This is a genomic window from Paenibacillus sp. GM2FR (assembly GCF_002803325.1).
GTDB lineage: Bacteria > Bacillota > Bacilli > Paenibacillales > Paenibacillaceae > Paenibacillus_AQ > Paenibacillus_AQ lautus.
Genome location: NZ_MKZM01000008.1, coordinates 2,764,122 through 2,779,438, shown reverse-complemented (window position 1 = coordinate 2,779,438; position 15,317 = coordinate 2,764,122). Strand labels below are relative to the sequence as shown.

Here is a 15,317-nt window from a genome sequence, read left to right as displayed (position 1 = left end):
GATATGGGCCATCAAATCCTGTTAAATATCATTATTGCTGTTGTCTGGATGTTCCTGAACAATAACTGGTCCCCCCAGCAATTTATCATCGGCTATCTGATCGGAATCTTGCTGATTTTTCTGCTGCGGCGTTTCTGGCCGAACGATTTCTATTTGCGCAAGCTGTGGTCCATCATCCTGCTGCTGCTACTGTTCCTAAGGGAACTGTTAAAATCGAGTTTCACCGTGATCGGACAGATCATAAGGCCGAAGCTGAATGTTCGTCCCGGCATCTTCGCCTATTCAACCGAGCTGAAATCCGACTGGGAAATTACGGTGTTATCGTGCCTGATCTGCTTGACGCCAGGAACGCTTACCCTGGAAGTGTCTCGCGATGGTCAGACGCTGTATATTCATGCGATGGATATTGAAGACGTCGAAGAGCTGTCGAATCAGATCCGCGGTACCTTCGAACGCGCGATCAAGGAGGTGACCCGCACATGATCCAAAGCATCCTGATTGCCTCTCTGGTGATTTTGTCGCTTGCTATACTGGGCTGCTTGTACCGATTAATCAAGGGACCTTCCATGAACGACCGGATCATGTCGCTGGATACGATCGGAATCATTCTGTTGTCCATGATCGCTGTCCTGTGCATGCTGTTCCGGACAACCGTCTATTTCGATATCATTCTGCTGATCGGGATTCTTACGTTTATCGGAACGACGGCGCTTGCCAGATATATCGAGAGGGGTGATGTCATTGAACGCACAAACGATGAGTCAGATCGGTGAATTTCTGATCGCGCTGATGGTGCTGCTCGGAGCTTTACTTGGTGCATTGAGCGCATTTGGCCTTATCCGTCTGCCGGATGTTTACATGAGGTCCCATGCCGCTACGAAAAGTGCTACGCTGGGCGTCCTCTTGATCCTTGCAGGCGCATTCCTGTATTTCACCTTCTACCTGGAGCATGTCAGTGCCAAACTGCTGCTGGGAATCGTATTCGTATTCATTACGGGGCCGGTAGCAGGTCACTTGAACGGGAGAGCGGCCTATCGATCAGGCGTGTCCATGTGGGAGAACAGCGTTCTCGATGACCTTAAGCCTGAACTCAAGCGCGAACGTGAGCGGATGCGCGCTTCCCGGAAGGGGGAGCACTCCGAGAAGGGGTGACCTCGAACAAAAAGGCTACGATTTGAAATATCGGGAATATGAAAAACGGGCTTCCCGCGAACTTGGGAAGCCCGTTTCTTTTTTATGCCTTAGCTCGTGGGTGTCATCCTATGGTAGAAATGGCCAAAACGAGTTCGCGAAACGCTTGGACATGGACTCTAGCACGTCTATTATGAACAAGACCCGCCAGTTCCGGTTGTAGGGATAGGCGGGTCTTGTTATGAATTTAACGCTTTGTCTTTTTGTTGCTTATCACGACACTTCCCGGCTGATCATCGTGATGGTAACGATTTTCCATCTTTTTGCCGGCCAGCCACAGCAGCCAGAGGACGACGGCCGCGATAAGGATGCGCCAAGGCTGCTGGATAAAGGCTTGCCAATCATGTCCGATGAATGCGACCATAAAGATCATGACGGATTTACCTGCCATTACGGCTATCGTGAACGTCGTTGCCGATACCGTGCTGATGCCGGATGCGATATTGATCAGCGAGGAAGGCGTGAAGGGAAAGCAGTACAGGATGAAGATGGGCGTAAAGCCTTTTTCTTCGATCCAATGGAAGAAACGCTGGGACCCCGGCATTCTTTTTTGTATGAGCAGTCCCAGCTTGCCTCCCAGCTTACGAACAATCCAGAATACCGTAACGGATCCTAGGCAAACGCCGATCCAGGACAGCAAGAATCCCCACCATAAACCATAGGCCGCCGAGTTCCCCATGACCAGGACAATAAGGGGCAGAAAGGGGAGAAACGCCTCTATAAATGGAAGCAAAATACCCGGGATGGGACCCAGCTGCGAGTACTGCTGAAGCCATCCCTGTACTTGATCCATGTCAATTTCTTTCATATGGGTCCACACGTTCTGAAGCCATTCCAACATGATGAGTAAATCCTCTCCCTGCCTGGGGTAAAATGATGTATTTTCCGGTCGATCGCGGATGGAATATATTATAGCATAACCGGAATCAATATTATAAATTGCAAGTATTAATGCGGGAGCCGGATACAGGCAAAAGCCCAAACTCCGCCAAAGCAGCGGTGAGTTTGAGCTATACCGGTTGACATATTCCTATTCCGAACGGGAGATGGATGCCGCTTCCTCGGTTTCAGGTTTCGAATCCAGCGGAAGATCCGGCTCTATCCGGTTCCAATCAATTCGATTTTTGCCCCGCAGCGACCAGACGATCAATAGGATGATTCCAATGATGACCGAACCGATGGTTACCATATAATTGCCCCAGACCGAAAGGTATTCGATCTCGATGAATGCATAACTCGAAGGCACCACGACGTATCGCACCATCTCCAGCCAGGCAAGGTGAAAGCCGATGCTCACCCACAGATTGTTGGATACGATGCGGCATAGCTGCAGAACCGTACCGAACGCGATTAAGTTAACGATATACTCCACCGTGATCAGGTCCCATGTCCCTATTCCGATCGCTACCATGAATCCCGTTACGGCGATGGGTGCAAGCACGAACAATACGACCTGAAGGATCAAAGCAAGCCAGCGAGGAAAACGGGTATTCAGGTTCCGATACACATAACCGCGGAAGGTGATTTCTTCGGGAAAAGATTCATAAAAAAATGCAATGAGAGCATTGATGAGGATAACGAGCATCGTAGCTACAGGTAAATGAAAAGCAACGATCCGGAGCCATCCGGCGGCACTGCCAATCAGCAGGGCTGCTGCCGTGACAAGGGCAAGGAAGCCAATGCCGAGAATAAAATAACGAAAACCGGAAGGTGGAGAGCTAAGACCAAGTCCGCTCCAGGGACGCTGGTCGGCATAACGCCTAAGCAGATAAATCAGCGGCACGGATACGCTGGTCGTTACGACTGCAAGGAGAATTTGCAGCCCGAGCGTGGGAATTTCGTAAGAGCCCGCAACCGTTGCAATCACAACCGCTAAACTGAGCCCGACAACAAAAGCCAGCCACCCAAGGACGACACGCCAGAACAGGTTTAAGCGGCCCTCCCGATCACGGAATGCTCGAGAGACACCATGCCTAGCCTTCGATTCAGTTAATGTACGAATGACGACTCTCTCCTCTCCTGGAACACGCTACCCGTGTTCCCTATTCTTTTTGACATTAATATATATAGTATTGGTTCTACCAAGGTGTTCCATAGAGAGCACCTATTTTTAAGAGGGTAGGCATGAACGAAGCAAATTAAAGATGCTGACATGTTGTTTATCGTACGTTGTATTAAAAAAAACCGGAAGTGTATAATGGGGTTATGCCGAAAATCGTAGATCATGATAAACAAAGACAACGGGTCGCTGAGGCTGCCCTGCGCGTTATTCAGAGGAGTGGACTCGAAAAAGCGACGGTTCGCAATATCGCGGAAGAGGCGGGTTTATCCGTAGGTTCAATGAGGCACTATTTTACCAGCCAGGCTGAGCTGTTAGCTTTCTGTATGAACCTGATTATCGAACGGATTGAAGAACGTTTTTCTTCTCTACCCTTGAAGGGACCCGTGTTTGAGGATGTAAAGAAAGTGTTGATGCAATTTCTGCCGATGGATGAGGATAGGACGATGGAGATGGAGGTGTGGATGTCGTTTGTTGCCAAAGCGTTAGTCTATCCCGAATTAAGAATAATGACCGATCATATGTACGATGGTTTAACCAAGGCGTGCCATTATGTGGTGGATACCCTGGTTGCCCATAAGCTGGCTAAACCGGAGCTGGATCTTGAATATGAGAAGGAGCGAATATACGCATTGGTGGATGGGTTAGCGATTCATCATATCATGAGGCCACAGCAGCTCGCCAAAGAAAAAATCGAGAGGATTGTCGATCAGCATCTGCGTTCTTTATGTCTGGATGACAAGGAAATGGCCTAAAAGACCCATGTCATTTCGCGTGTCAACATTGACATGTCATTCCTTTTTTTAATACAATGGTTCTTCGACAGGCACTTCGTGTGAAAAAAGATACAAAAAGGAGAATGGCATGGTCAAAAAACACAAAAATCTGACAGTCGGCGAAATTCTGAAACGGTTCATCTTTATTACCATCGGTGCAGTTCTGATGGCCGTGGCGCTTGAAATATTCCTGGTGCCCAACGAAATTATCGACGGTGGTATTACCGGTATTTCCATCGTATTATCATCGATTACGCCCATCAAATTGGGGGTATTTCTGTTTATTATCAACTTACCGTTTCTGTTCATCGGTTACAAGCAGATCGGCAAAACGTTTGCATTTTCCACCTTATATGGGATCGTGGTGTTGTCGGTGGCGACTACCTTCCTGCATCATGTAGACCCGTTTACGAACGAGAAAATTTTAGCGGTGCTGTTCGGTGGCTTGGTTCTGGGGCTGGGGGTAGGTCTTGTTATCCGTTACGGCGGAGCTCTTGACGGGACGGAGATCGTAGCTATCCTGCTGTCTAAAAAGCTACGGATGCCGGTTGGACAGATCATCATGATCATCAACGTGTTTATTTTTATTACGGCAGGATTTGTATTCGGTGCAGATTCGGCCATGTATTCGATCTTCTCATACTACATAGCGGCAAAAGTGATGGATATTGTGGTAGAGGGCTTGGACGAGTCCAAATCCGTTACGATTATATCCAATGAATACGAAGAAATTTCAAGTGCCATCATGCAGCGTCTGGGCCGCAGCACGACGATGATCTATGCCAAGGGCGGGTATTCGAAAGAGGATACGCAGATGATTTATTGCGTCATCACTAGGCTGGAGATTGCGAAGCTGAAGACGGTTGTGCAGGAGATTGACAAGAACGCATTTATTTCGATTCAAAATGTCGCGGACGTGCTGGGTGGAAGCATGGCGAAGTCCGATATTCACTAGGTGCAAGCACACGCTCTCCATGTAATAGGTTGCTTAACGAACGGCGGTTTTTTGCAGATCTTGTTCTGCAGAAGGCCGCTGTTTTTTTATAGCGGGGGAAAAGATCGGATTGCCTGAGGGTCTGATAGAGATTTCGTAGGATCTATCATGTAAGCGATCAGGCAATCCATCTATCATTTTCGTACTTCAAAAAATTCGCATTCATCCCGCTTATGATAGCCGAGCGAACTGACGCTGGATTGCGTAATGACGGTTTCGTCGGTGAAGCGGATGACGAGACTGCCGGAATCAATCAGATGATTATCCTTGAAGATGCGTATACGGATCTGCTGCTCCATAACTTCCTGAAAGTCCTGGTCGGTTAATAGCGGTCTGACTATCGGCATGGATCACCTACTCCTTACGTTTGAATGGTGGATTGTTCGTAAAAACGTCCTATGATAAAGGGGGATTGGTATGACATTTGCGGCAAACAGGGAAGTAGGTATCATTCCCTCCGATCAGAATCTGCTCGCCGGCATACACGGGCTTACCGTCAATGACGCGAAGGTTCATGATCGCTTTGCGCTCGCAGAACCAGCAGATCGTCTTCATTTCCTCGATTTTATCGGCGTAAATCAGCATCCAGCGGCTGCCTTCAAACAGCTCGTTGCGAAAATCATTCTTTAGTCCGAAGCCCATGACAGGCACGCTAAGCTCATCTACGATTCGAACGAGCTGCAGGATGCTGTCCTTGGACAGGAACTGGCACTCGTCAACAAGAACGCAGTATGGCTTAGGCTGATGATCCTTCACAATCCCGTAGATGTCGGTCGTATCGGATATAGGTATCGCTTCGCGGCGCAGGCCGATTCGTGAGGATACATAACCAACAGCATCCCGGTCATCGATAGCGGACGTAAAGAGGAGCACCGGTTTGTTCTGTTCTTCGTAGTTATGGGCGACTTTCAAAATCTCGATGGATTTACCACTGTTCATAGAGCCGTACTTAAAAAATAATTGAGCCATGCTTTCGTTCCCTTCCTATAAGTGCAATGTTGCTTCTTTGAGTGTCGTGGTGCAAAGTTCGTTATTCTTACTATATAAGATATGACATGCAGAGTATATTGTCGCATTATTGGACGGCATTTGTCCATTGCCTGTAGGACTATATTCTGACATATATGACTGAGGCGCGGAATGAAAAAAAGGTTTGACAACCTTTACCAGCGGTTGTAATATAACGACATACCCAAAGAATACCAAGATAATCGACCGGATAACTGGAGATATCGCGCATATGAACAAGTACGATGATGGATGGACGTACTTAGACAAGCGCAATATCTCTTTTTTTTTCGAGATAAGAAAGCATAGCTACCAGAGCTTAACCCTTCTTAGCTTGCAAGAAAAAAACCTTCGCTACATACGGTCAGTCTTCTTAGAGAGTATGTCCTTAGACGGTTTTGTTGTCTTTTTTACCAAGTAAACAGGTGTGAATGATTATGTTATAGGGTGGTGAGACCAATGTCAGCGGACACCTTGATTATTCAACAGGTCAATAAAATTTTTCAAGCCCCGACGGGGAATGTTACTGCGCTGAAAGGCATTGATTTGCGGGTTCGAAAGGGAGAGTTCATTACGTTAATCGGACCGAGCGGCTGCGGCAAGAGCACCCTGCTCAAAATCGTTGCCGGTCTGGACACAGCGTACGAAGGGAGTGTCTTGTTGAATGACAAACCGATATCCGGTCCAAGCATCGAGAAAGGGTTCATCTTTCAAGAGCCGCGCTTGTTTCCATGGCTTACTGTGGAGAAGAATATCGCTGGCAATTTGTCGCTGAAGCAGAAGGACATCCGCAACAAAGTAGATGAATTCATCGAGCTGGTGCGGCTCAAAGGCTTCGAGAAAGCATATCCCAGGGAGCTGTCAGGAGGGATGGCTCAGCGTGTGGCGATCGCCCGGGCACTGCTGCGGAATCCGGACGTGCTGCTGTTGGATGAGCCGTTTGGCGCGTTGGATGCATTCACGCGTTCCCATATGCAAGAGGTGCTGCTGGATATTTGGCAAAATAACCGCACGACCATGCTCTTTGTTACCCACGATCTGGATGAAGCCGTGTTCCTCGGCGAGCGTGTTGTCATTATGAACCCGAGGCCGGGCCATATCCGTTCCATCCTGCCGATTGATCTGCCGTTTCCTCGCAAACGGACCGGTTCCTCCTTTCAGGAGCTGCGGACTAAAGTGCTGCGCGAGTTTGAGAAAGTGGAAGAACCGGAGTTCGACACCGGTGCGGGCATTTAAACACGCTGGATGATGCTGAACTTCTTACCAGATAGATGAACGATGGAAAACAGGGGAGAGAATCTGATTATGAACACAAAGAAAAAGAATGTCGTCATTATGTTATTCCTTATCATGTCTGTCTTGGCATCCGGATGCGCGGACGCAAACAGCCAGCCCAAGGTTAGCGCCGTGGAGAAAGGGGCGGACGGAAAGTACAAAGATCTGACCGTAAGACTCGGGGTACAGGACAGCGGCGGTTTGTTTGGCAAGGCACGTGAAGAGAAGTGGTTTGAGGAGGAGTTTGGCAAGTTGGGTGTCAAGGTGGAGTGGTCGGAATTTCAGAGCGGCCCCCCGATGACCGAAGCGATGGCTTCGAATCGCCTGGACTTTGCGGGGCTCGGCAATATGCCGATTATCGCTGCCCAGGCGGCTGATATCCAGTTTAAGGTCATTTCCCAGAGCCTGCATGGCCAGAAGAATGTGGCCATCATCGTACCGCCGGGCAGTACTGCGCAGACCTTAAGTGATTTGAAGGGCAAGAAGATTGCGGTAACGAAAGGGAGCAACGCCTTTAACTTTCTGTACCGGGGACTGGCGGATCAGGGAGTCAAGGTGTCCGATATCGAAATCATCCAGCTTCAGCCCGACGAAGCCCAGCCCGCATTCGAATCGGGCGGCGTCGATGCATGGGCAACCTGGGACCCGTATATCACCTTGAACACGCTGACGGGCAAAGGCAAAGTGCTGGCGGACGGCGAGCAGCTTGGCGTTCTGTCACCGTCGTTCAACATCGTGCGGAAGGATTTTGCCGATCAGTATCCGGATTTGGTCACACTCTATCTGACCGTGCTGAACAAAACGCTCGCTTGGGAGAAAGAGAACGAAGCCGAGGCACTTAAGCGGTATGCCGATGAGCGCGGCATTCCGCAGGAAGTCATTCAAGGCACCTTTGAGCGTTCAAGGTCGATCAACATTCCGGTGACGGAGGCAATTATTGCCGAACAGCAGAAAACGGCCGATTTCCAATTCGAGCAAAAAACGATCCGCAAAAAAATCCAGGTTAAAGACGTGTTTGATAATCAGTACATTGAGGCTGCGTCTAAATAAGCGGCAATTCATCTGAATCAGAAAGGAGGTATTCGTATATGCTCCCAGAAGGGATCAGCAAAGGAGCCGTGGTCATGCCCGCCGAGCCTGTTCGCCGCCAAAAACGGCTAGACCGCAGGTTCCTGCTAAAGCTTACAAACGCATTGATCGGCTGGCTTGTTCCGCTCTTTATAATCATCGCATGGCAGACCGCGGGAGCTCTAGACTGGCTCAATCCGATTCTGCTTCCGACTCCGCTAAGTATCTGGCATGAGTTCGTCCAATTAACCAGCACGGGCGAACTGATCAGGCATCTTGGCATATCGTCCTGGCGAGCGCTGCTCGGATTCCTGCTTGGCGGCAGTTTGGGTTTGGCTACGGGCATATGGGTAGGATTTTCGTACAAAGCCGAGCGGCTTGTCGATCCTTCCTTGCAAATGCTGCGGACGCTTCCCCATCTGGCGATCGCCCCGCTGTTCATCCTTTGGTTCGGTTTTGGGGAGACCTCGAAAATACTTCTTATTGCCAAAGGCTCGTTCTTTCCGCTTTACGTGAACACGTTCCTCGGCATCCGATCCGTGGACAACAGGCTGTTTGATGTAGCACGCGTTCTGCAGTTCAGCCGCTGGGACCAGATCCGCAGGCTGATCGTTCCCGCTGCGCTGCCCCATATCTTCCTCGGCATCCGCCTCTCCATCGGCGTGGCATGGCTTGGTCTTGTTGTGGCGGAGCTGATGGGCGCAAGCTCCGGCATCGGATATATCATCAATGACGCGCGGTCCTTCTCGTGGACCACCGTTGTCTTCGTCGGAATTATGGTGTTTGCACTCGCCGGAAAGCTCTCGGATACACTCGTTAAATGGCTCGAAGGCAGGCTGCTGCGTTGGCAGGAAAGCTACAAGGGGGATGACAAGTCATGAAAAGTCAAATAGCCACCCGTGAACCAACGGAGAAGGATTGGTTGAAGGCTATACCAAAGCCGCTTCATGCCTGGCTTGCGCCTGTAGTGATCGTGGCTTTATGGCAGGCAGCGGGCGGTTTAGGATGGATTTCGGCAACCCTGCTGCCTACGCCGCTTACGATTGCCAAGCAATTCGCGGGTTTGGGTGCTAGCGGAGAGCTGTGGGAGCATTTTCGAATCAGTATTCTTCGAGCGCTCTCGGGCTTTTTGCTGGGCGGTTTGACCGGTCTTGCACTGGGGGTGTCCACGGGTCTAGGCAAAATGGCGGAGCGAACGCTGGATCCCTCATTGCAAATGCTGCGCACCGTGCCGCTCTTATCGCTGATTCCGCTGTTTATTCTCTGGTTCGGCATCGGGGAATTCTCAAAGATTCTGATGATTTCCCTGGGGGCTTTCTTCCCGATGTATGTAAACACCTTCCTCGGCATTCGAAATGTGGATGCTAAGCTGTATGAAGTGTCAAGGATCTTTCAATATCCCAAGCCGCAGCTGCTGATCCGATTGATCGTACCGGCTGCATTGCCGAACATTTTGCTTGGCATCCGCCTGTCGCTTGGCGTCTCCTGGCTTGTTCTGGTCGTTGCAGAGATGATGGGGACCAGCGCGGGCATCGGTTATATGATTCAGGACGCCAGAGCCTACTCACAGACGGATATCGTATTTGTAGGCATCATTATTTTCGCGATCATGGGCAAAGCGTCCGATTCTGTGGTGCGTCTGCTGGAATCCAGACTGCTGAGCTGGAGAGAGACTTATAAGGGCTTCTAGGAGGTTGGTGGAAAATTCATTCTAAAAGGAGTGTTCTACGGATGGGAACAACCGATCGCAGAGATCACCAGATGCACCTGGGTGCGTTTATTTATTATGCCGGACATCATCATGCCGGGTGGCGTCATCCTGCATCCGATGTGGAGGGCATGTTTGGAATTGAGCTGTATAAGCAGCTTGCCGCCACAGCGGAGCGGGGGAAGTTCGACATGATGTTTTTGGCCGATTTGCTGTATGTGACCCAGGTCGAAAATTCCGCCTCCGGCATGCTGGACCCGTTGACGCTTTTATCCGCTCTCTCAACCGTTACGGATAAACTGGGACTGACCGCCACGGTCTCCACAACATACAATGAGCCCTACAACGTGGCAAGGAAGTTCGCTTCTCTCGATTGGATCAGCGGAGGAAGGGCGGGTTGGAATATCGTAACGTCCCAGCTGGATATCGAAGCGCACAATTACGGGAAGACAAAGCATCCGGAGCATGGCCTGCGTTATGAAATGGCACGTGAGTTTGTCGAAGTGGTTACCCGTTTATGGGACAGCTGGGATGACGATGCGTTGGTGCTTGACCGGGAGTCTGGGAGATTTGCGGATGGAGCGAAGGTACGGCCTGTGGATTTTAACGGGCAATGGTATTCCACGAAAGGCCCGCTGAACGTACCTAGGCCGCCGCAAGGCTACCCCGTGTTGATACAGGCCGGGTCTTCCGATCCGGGACAGGACTTCGCCGCGCAATATGGCGAGGTTATCTTCACGGCCCAGCAGTCCAAGAAGGCCGCACAGGAATTTTATGCAAGCGTCCACTCGAAGCTGTCTCATTATGGTAGAGGAAGCGGGAGCCTGAAAATCATGCCAGGCCTGTCGCCTGTCATCGGGTCCACAGTGGAGGAGGCACGGCGCAAGGCGCGGGAGCTGCTGGAACTGATTCCGCCAGCGTCGGCGATCACCGTTCTATCCGGGTTCCTGAATTACGATCTTAGCAGCTATCCGCTGGACCAGCCGCTGCCAAGAAACATTCCGGACCCCGTGGCAGCTTCCAACGGTATGAAGAGTCGGGTTCAGTTATATATGGATATGGCTTACCAAGGAAATCTGTCGATCCTGGAGTTAGGCAGAAAGATACTGACTTCGAGGGGCCATATGCAATTTGTCGGGACGCCCGAACAATTAGCCGACATGATGCAGGATTGGTTTGAAGGTTATGCCTGCGACGGATTTAATATCATGCCTCCGGTTCTGCCGGGAGATCTGGATGCTTTCGTGAATACGGTTATACCGGTGCTGCAAGAACGAGGCTTATTCCGTACCGAATACAGCGGAACGACACTGCGGGAGCACCTGGGCCTAACACGTCCTGAACCAGGACATTTTCGCGGGGAGGTTCACCAGGCAGCGGCGGATGTCATTTAAGCGAGTATGTTTTTAATGAACGTTTCGAGTGACCGAGTTTTGGGGGTCATCTTGGAACGTTTTTTATGTATTATAAAAGTCAGATCATATTTTTCAATTACTTTGTCAGAAATGACAAACTTCTCTGGTCATATAAGTAGTCAACGATAAGAAAGAGGGTTTGAGCAATTGGAAACGACAGCCGACCGCACGGTCCAGTGGGATGAGATGGAAGATCAGGAGTTGGTGGAATATGCGCAGGCAGGGGAGCGGGAAGCATTCGGGGAGCTTGTTCGGCGTCATCGCTCCAAGGTATATGGCTATGCCAGAGCTATAACCCGGGAGTCCTACCTGGCAGAGGACGTTGTACAGGATGCGCTAATCCGTGCGTTCATGCACCTGGGAAAATTGGTCGATGCCCGGCGGTTCTTGCCGTGGGTGCAGCGGATCGTCCGGAATCAGGCCTATACCCGGCTTAAAGGAAGCCACGTGATGAAAGAGCAGACCTTCACCGAGCTTGAAGGCAGGGGAAGGTTTGATAGTGCCGGGAGTTCAGATCAGTGGAACAATCTGGACAGCATTCTGGGCAGGCTCCATCATTCTGCAACCGAAGCTGCCGCTGGATTCAACGTGCCGGAGGATCGAATCGTCCAGCAGGAGACGCTGCGTGTTTTAACGGACATCATTCAATGCCTGAAGCCACGCGAACGACTTATTTTCGAATCCCATTTTTTCGATCAGCTGTCCCCGCAAGAAATTGCCAACTTGTTTCAGCTCTCTTCGGCCAATGTGTATCAGATTATTTCGAGATCACGGAAGAAAGTGATCCAAGAAAAAATCCGCGTCACCGTTGACTCTTATATTAAGACGAGAAGGGACTTGGGAATTATGAAAAAGAAGATTCTGTCGTATGAAGGATCGTTGAAAGAAATCAAAACTTGGACAACCGCTGCGGATGCCACGTATAAAATGCTTCAATTTACGGATCGGAAGCTATCCCTGCCGATGGTTATGGGGCTTACAGGTCATGCATTCCGGATCAACATCATTCCGGATCAAGTTCACATTGCAGGTCCGACGGCGTATTTTTTTGGCGAAGTATTATCTCGGGGACTTCATAATATCGGCTTCCATTCCAAATACGTCGACGGGATGTCCGAGGGCATCGGTGCAAATACCAATCTCCTGGATCCATCCGTCTTGGAGAAGGGCGCCATGAGCAAGCGCAGCATTCATCAGGAGCTGCCAAGGGCGCTTGATTTGATTCATAGCTCGCTGGATCGCGGATACCCTGTGCTGGCATGGGACATTTTCATTCCTGAATTCGGTACGCTGTATGGATATGACGATGAGACCAGAACCCTCTATGCAGAGGAATGCGGAAGAGTGGATACGCTGCCTTATGAGAATCTCGGAAGGAGTGTATTGGAAGATCTGTTCGTCCTGGCCATTGAGGGCTCGGTCGATTTAACGCTTCAGCAGCAGCTTCGACTTGTGCTTGAAACCGCCATCGAACAATATGAGGGGAAAGAAAGCGTGGTACCGACGGCAGTGAAGGGGCTTGCGGCATATGATGCCTGGATTGAATCGCTGCAGGGGCGGAAGATAGAACCGAACGGTCATGCTTACAACATCGAGGTATTAAGAGATGCCCGGTATTACGCTGCTGAGTTCTTTAAGGAACTGATTGCAGCTTGGCCCGATGCGAATAAGGAAGGACCGGAGCTCACGCAGCAGTTCAAGGAAGCCAGTGCGTTATATTCGGGAATGTGCGAGAAGTACAGTGTCCTGCATCAGATGTTTCCATTTCCGGTAGGCGGGGAGCCTAATTCGGAGGTTCAAGCAACAACGGCGATATCGCTGGTAGAGGATATTAAAGCTCTGGAAATCAAGGCTGTTGCTAAATTGAGAGAGATCTTTGCAAAGCTGTCTTCATAAACCCCATTTGGTATTTACAATGTTGAGATTTTGTCTTAAGATAAGACCATAATTCAATTTCAAACAGAGTCAACCCCACTTTTTACTGTTTTCTGGATTCCAAAACAGTGAAAGTGGGGTTTTTTGTTGCGTAAAAGGGGGAGTCTCAGTTGTTGCATTTGTTGAAAAATTCATTCTTCGTATTTTTGGGAGCCTGCTGTTTCGGTATTCTGTCAACGGTCGTTAAGCTCGCTTACCAGGAAGGATTCCTATTTCAGGAGGTTATGATCAGTCAATTCGGGACAGGCTGGCTTATTCTGTTTGTGCTGATGCTGTTTTTTGGACGTCAAAAGGTTACGGGCAAGCAATTCCTAAAGCTAGCTGGGGTTGGGTTATGTACATGTCTTACAGGCGTCACGTATTACCTTGCCCTTCAGAGCATTCCGGCATCGATTGCCGTTGTTCTTTTATTTCAATTCACCTGGATCGGCGTCATGATCGAAGCCATTGTGAAACGGCAATGGCCGGATAAATCCACTGTCATCTCCGTTATCATCCTGTTTGTCGGGACGATTATGGCTGGGGGGATTATGGGCGCAGGCGAGATTCAGTTGGATTTGAAAGGGACTTTATTGGGGCTGACTGCTGCCTTGATGATGGCTTTGTTTGTTTTCTTCAGCGGCCGGGTTGAGACGCAGATGTCACCGATTACCCGGAGCTTCTATACCTCAACGGGTGGCCTGATTCTGCTGACGATCCTGTTTACGCCGAAAGTGTACACGGAGATTTCCCTGTTTGACAACGGGTTATGGCTGTTCGGCCTCATCTTGGGCGTATTCGGTGTTGTTTTGCCCGTGCTGCTATTCGTACTGGGTGCACCCAAAATCAGTACGGGACTGGCAACCATCCTTGGTGCCGGAGAGCTGCCCGTCGCCGTTATCGCTTCGGTGCTGGTGCTGAGCGAGCAGGTGACTGCGCTGCAATGGATCGGGGTTATTGTCATCCTGCTGGGCATTGCGTATCCGCAGATGGCGGCGCAGAAGCGGGGCAGGGTGCCAGCGGTACAAAGATAGGATTCAGATGAAAATCATAATGCTGATAGGAATGTGGAGGGGCTGCTTGCAGCCCCTTTTCTGTGTGGGGAAGAAGGTCCATGCATCCATCATCTAATGATCTCGATTCCAAAATCGACCAGTTGCTCTCTTCCCATGATGTTCATGAGCACTTTCGCGCGCTTTTTATGCTTATCAACTTTTTTTATAAGGCTTTCCATTCCCTTCAACGGACCCGATTTAACGATGACATTGGACTCCTGGAACGTGACTTGGGAATATTCGATAACTTCACTTTCACTGATCAGTTTGAGAACGATCAGCATTTCATCTTTGGGGATCTCTTTGAAAAAATAAGACTCGTCCGGTTTTTGAGATGACAGGTGGACTTGCTGCGTATTCGATGGGAGTAATCCCTTATCCTTGTTATTGAGATAGTTTAGTGAGTTGTAAATGAAGGGATTCTCTTTTAATGTATAATATATGGAAAAATTCATTTTTGTCTCCACAAACACATAGCCGGGGAAAAGTGTTTTGATCGCATGGTATTCCTGGCGGTCTTTCTTCTCCGGTACTTTTCTTCTAGGAATCACGCTGGTTAGCAAGCTATCATCAAATCTGGCGTCAAGCCATTTTTTAATTGAAGACTCGTATCCGGTTTTAACAAATAACGCATACCATGACATAAATTGCTCCCCCACTTCCTTTTGATGAAGAAGATAATACCAAATAATTTATGAAATAAATGTCGAAACAGGGAAATCGAAGAAAAAATAATCGACTAATCTTATAAGATTAATAGTTTACAAAAAAATATTTATATAATAATATATTGGTAATGAATGACTTAATTTAACAAAAACTTAAACAGACTTAATCGACGTTTCGGCGCGTTA

17 protein-coding genes are annotated in these 15,317 nt (G+C 49.4%); 12 read left to right on the top strand and 5 right to left on the bottom strand.

Annotated features, from left to right (window positions below; genetic code table 11):
* Window positions 1-3: 3 nt before the first annotated feature.
* Genes PAEVO_RS12320 through mnhG form a run of 3 tightly spaced genes read left to right on the top strand, consistent with a single transcriptional unit; the run spans window position 4 to window position 1,152 of the window.
* Complete coding sequence (locus PAEVO_RS12320) at window positions 4-483, top strand: Na+/H+ antiporter subunit E (protein WP_100537810.1); 480 nt, start codon at window positions 4-6, stop codon at window positions 481-483.
* Window positions 480-773, top strand: a complete 294-nt coding sequence (locus PAEVO_RS12315; protein WP_100537809.1) for a Na(+)/H(+) antiporter subunit F1 — start codon at window positions 480-482, stop codon at window positions 771-773. Before PAEVO_RS12320 ends, PAEVO_RS12315 begins: the two co-directional genes overlap by 4 nt.
* Window positions 757-1,152, top strand: coding sequence for a monovalent cation/H(+) antiporter subunit G (gene mnhG / locus PAEVO_RS12310; RefSeq protein WP_100537808.1), 396 nt, complete (start codon window positions 757-759; stop codon window positions 1,150-1,152). The genes PAEVO_RS12315 and mnhG overlap by 17 nt, the downstream gene beginning before the upstream one ends.
* 226 nt (window positions 1,153-1,378) lie before the next feature.
* Here the strand turns inward: mnhG and PAEVO_RS12305 are convergent, their stop codons facing one another.
* Window positions 1,379-2,032 carry a TVP38/TMEM64 family protein gene (locus PAEVO_RS12305; protein ID WP_100537807.1) on the bottom strand — a complete coding sequence of 218 codons (654 nt, stop codon included), beginning with the start codon at window positions 2,030-2,032 and terminating at the stop codon, window positions 1,379-1,381.
* Window positions 2,033-2,221: 189 nt separating this feature from the next.
* Window positions 2,222-3,058: a CPBP family intramembrane glutamic endopeptidase gene (locus PAEVO_RS12300; RefSeq protein ID WP_347708111.1), complete on the bottom strand. Its 837-nt coding sequence runs from the start codon at window positions 3,056-3,058 to the stop codon at window positions 2,222-2,224.
* A 338-nt stretch (window positions 3,059-3,396) separates the two neighbouring features.
* On the opposite strand from PAEVO_RS12300, the gene PAEVO_RS12295 reads away from it, so the two are divergent.
* A complete protein-coding gene (locus PAEVO_RS12295; protein WP_100537805.1) occupies window positions 3,397-4,005 on the top strand; it encodes a TetR/AcrR family transcriptional regulator in 609 nt (202 codons plus the stop codon).
* Window positions 4,006-4,114: 109 nt separating this feature from the next.
* Window positions 4,115-4,981 (top strand): YitT family protein, encoded by an 867-nt coding sequence (locus tag PAEVO_RS12290; protein WP_100537804.1) that lies wholly within the window; start codon window positions 4,115-4,117, stop codon window positions 4,979-4,981.
* A 173-nt stretch (window positions 4,982-5,154) separates the two neighbouring features.
* On the opposite strand, the gene PAEVO_RS12285 is transcribed toward PAEVO_RS12290, so the two are convergent.
* Complete coding sequence (locus PAEVO_RS12285) at window positions 5,155-5,367, bottom strand: hypothetical protein (protein WP_071220380.1); 213 nt, start codon at window positions 5,365-5,367, stop codon at window positions 5,155-5,157.
* A gap of 49 nt (window positions 5,368-5,416) precedes the next feature.
* A complete protein-coding gene (locus tag PAEVO_RS12280; protein ID WP_100537803.1) occupies window positions 5,417-5,989 on the bottom strand; it encodes a thymidine kinase in 573 nt (190 codons plus the stop codon).
* A gap of 498 nt (window positions 5,990-6,487) precedes the next feature.
* Here PAEVO_RS12280 and PAEVO_RS12270 point away from each other — a divergent pair, with 498 nt between their 5' ends.
* From PAEVO_RS12270 to PAEVO_RS12240, 7 genes are all read left to right on the top strand, one after another.
* A complete protein-coding gene (locus PAEVO_RS12270) occupies window positions 6,488-7,264 on the top strand; it encodes an ABC transporter ATP-binding protein (RefSeq protein WP_100537801.1) in 777 nt (258 codons plus the stop codon).
* Between the two features lie 69 nt (window positions 7,265-7,333).
* Complete coding sequence (locus tag PAEVO_RS12265; protein WP_100537800.1) at window positions 7,334-8,353, top strand: aliphatic sulfonate ABC transporter substrate-binding protein; 1,020 nt, start codon at window positions 7,334-7,336, stop codon at window positions 8,351-8,353.
* Between the two features lie 38 nt (window positions 8,354-8,391).
* Window positions 8,392-9,252: an ABC transporter permease gene (locus PAEVO_RS12260; RefSeq protein ID WP_100537799.1), complete on the top strand. Its 861-nt coding sequence runs from the start codon at window positions 8,392-8,394 to the stop codon at window positions 9,250-9,252.
* Window positions 9,249-10,061 (top strand): ABC transporter permease, encoded by an 813-nt coding sequence (locus PAEVO_RS12255; protein WP_100537798.1) that lies wholly within the window; start codon window positions 9,249-9,251, stop codon window positions 10,059-10,061. Before PAEVO_RS12260 ends, PAEVO_RS12255 begins: the two co-directional genes overlap by 4 nt.
* Before the next feature lie 41 nt (window positions 10,062-10,102).
* Window positions 10,103-11,473 carry an LLM class flavin-dependent oxidoreductase gene (locus tag PAEVO_RS12250; protein ID WP_100537797.1) on the top strand — a complete coding sequence of 457 codons (1,371 nt, stop codon included), beginning with the start codon at window positions 10,103-10,105 and terminating at the stop codon, window positions 11,471-11,473.
* Window positions 11,474-11,641: 168 nt separating this feature from the next.
* On the top strand, window positions 11,642-13,390 hold the full coding sequence (locus tag PAEVO_RS12245; RefSeq protein ID WP_100537796.1) for an RNA polymerase sigma factor: 1,749 nt from the start codon (window positions 11,642-11,644) through the stop codon (window positions 13,388-13,390).
* A gap of 149 nt (window positions 13,391-13,539) precedes the next feature.
* Window positions 13,540-14,442: an EamA family transporter gene (locus tag PAEVO_RS12240; protein ID WP_100537795.1), complete on the top strand. Its 903-nt coding sequence runs from the start codon at window positions 13,540-13,542 to the stop codon at window positions 14,440-14,442.
* Between the two features lie 89 nt (window positions 14,443-14,531).
* Here the strand turns inward: PAEVO_RS12240 and loaP are convergent, their stop codons facing one another.
* Complete coding sequence (gene loaP / locus PAEVO_RS12235) at window positions 14,532-15,107, bottom strand: antiterminator LoaP (RefSeq protein WP_100537794.1); 576 nt, start codon at window positions 15,105-15,107, stop codon at window positions 14,532-14,534.
* Window positions 15,108-15,317: the final 210 nt, after the last annotated feature.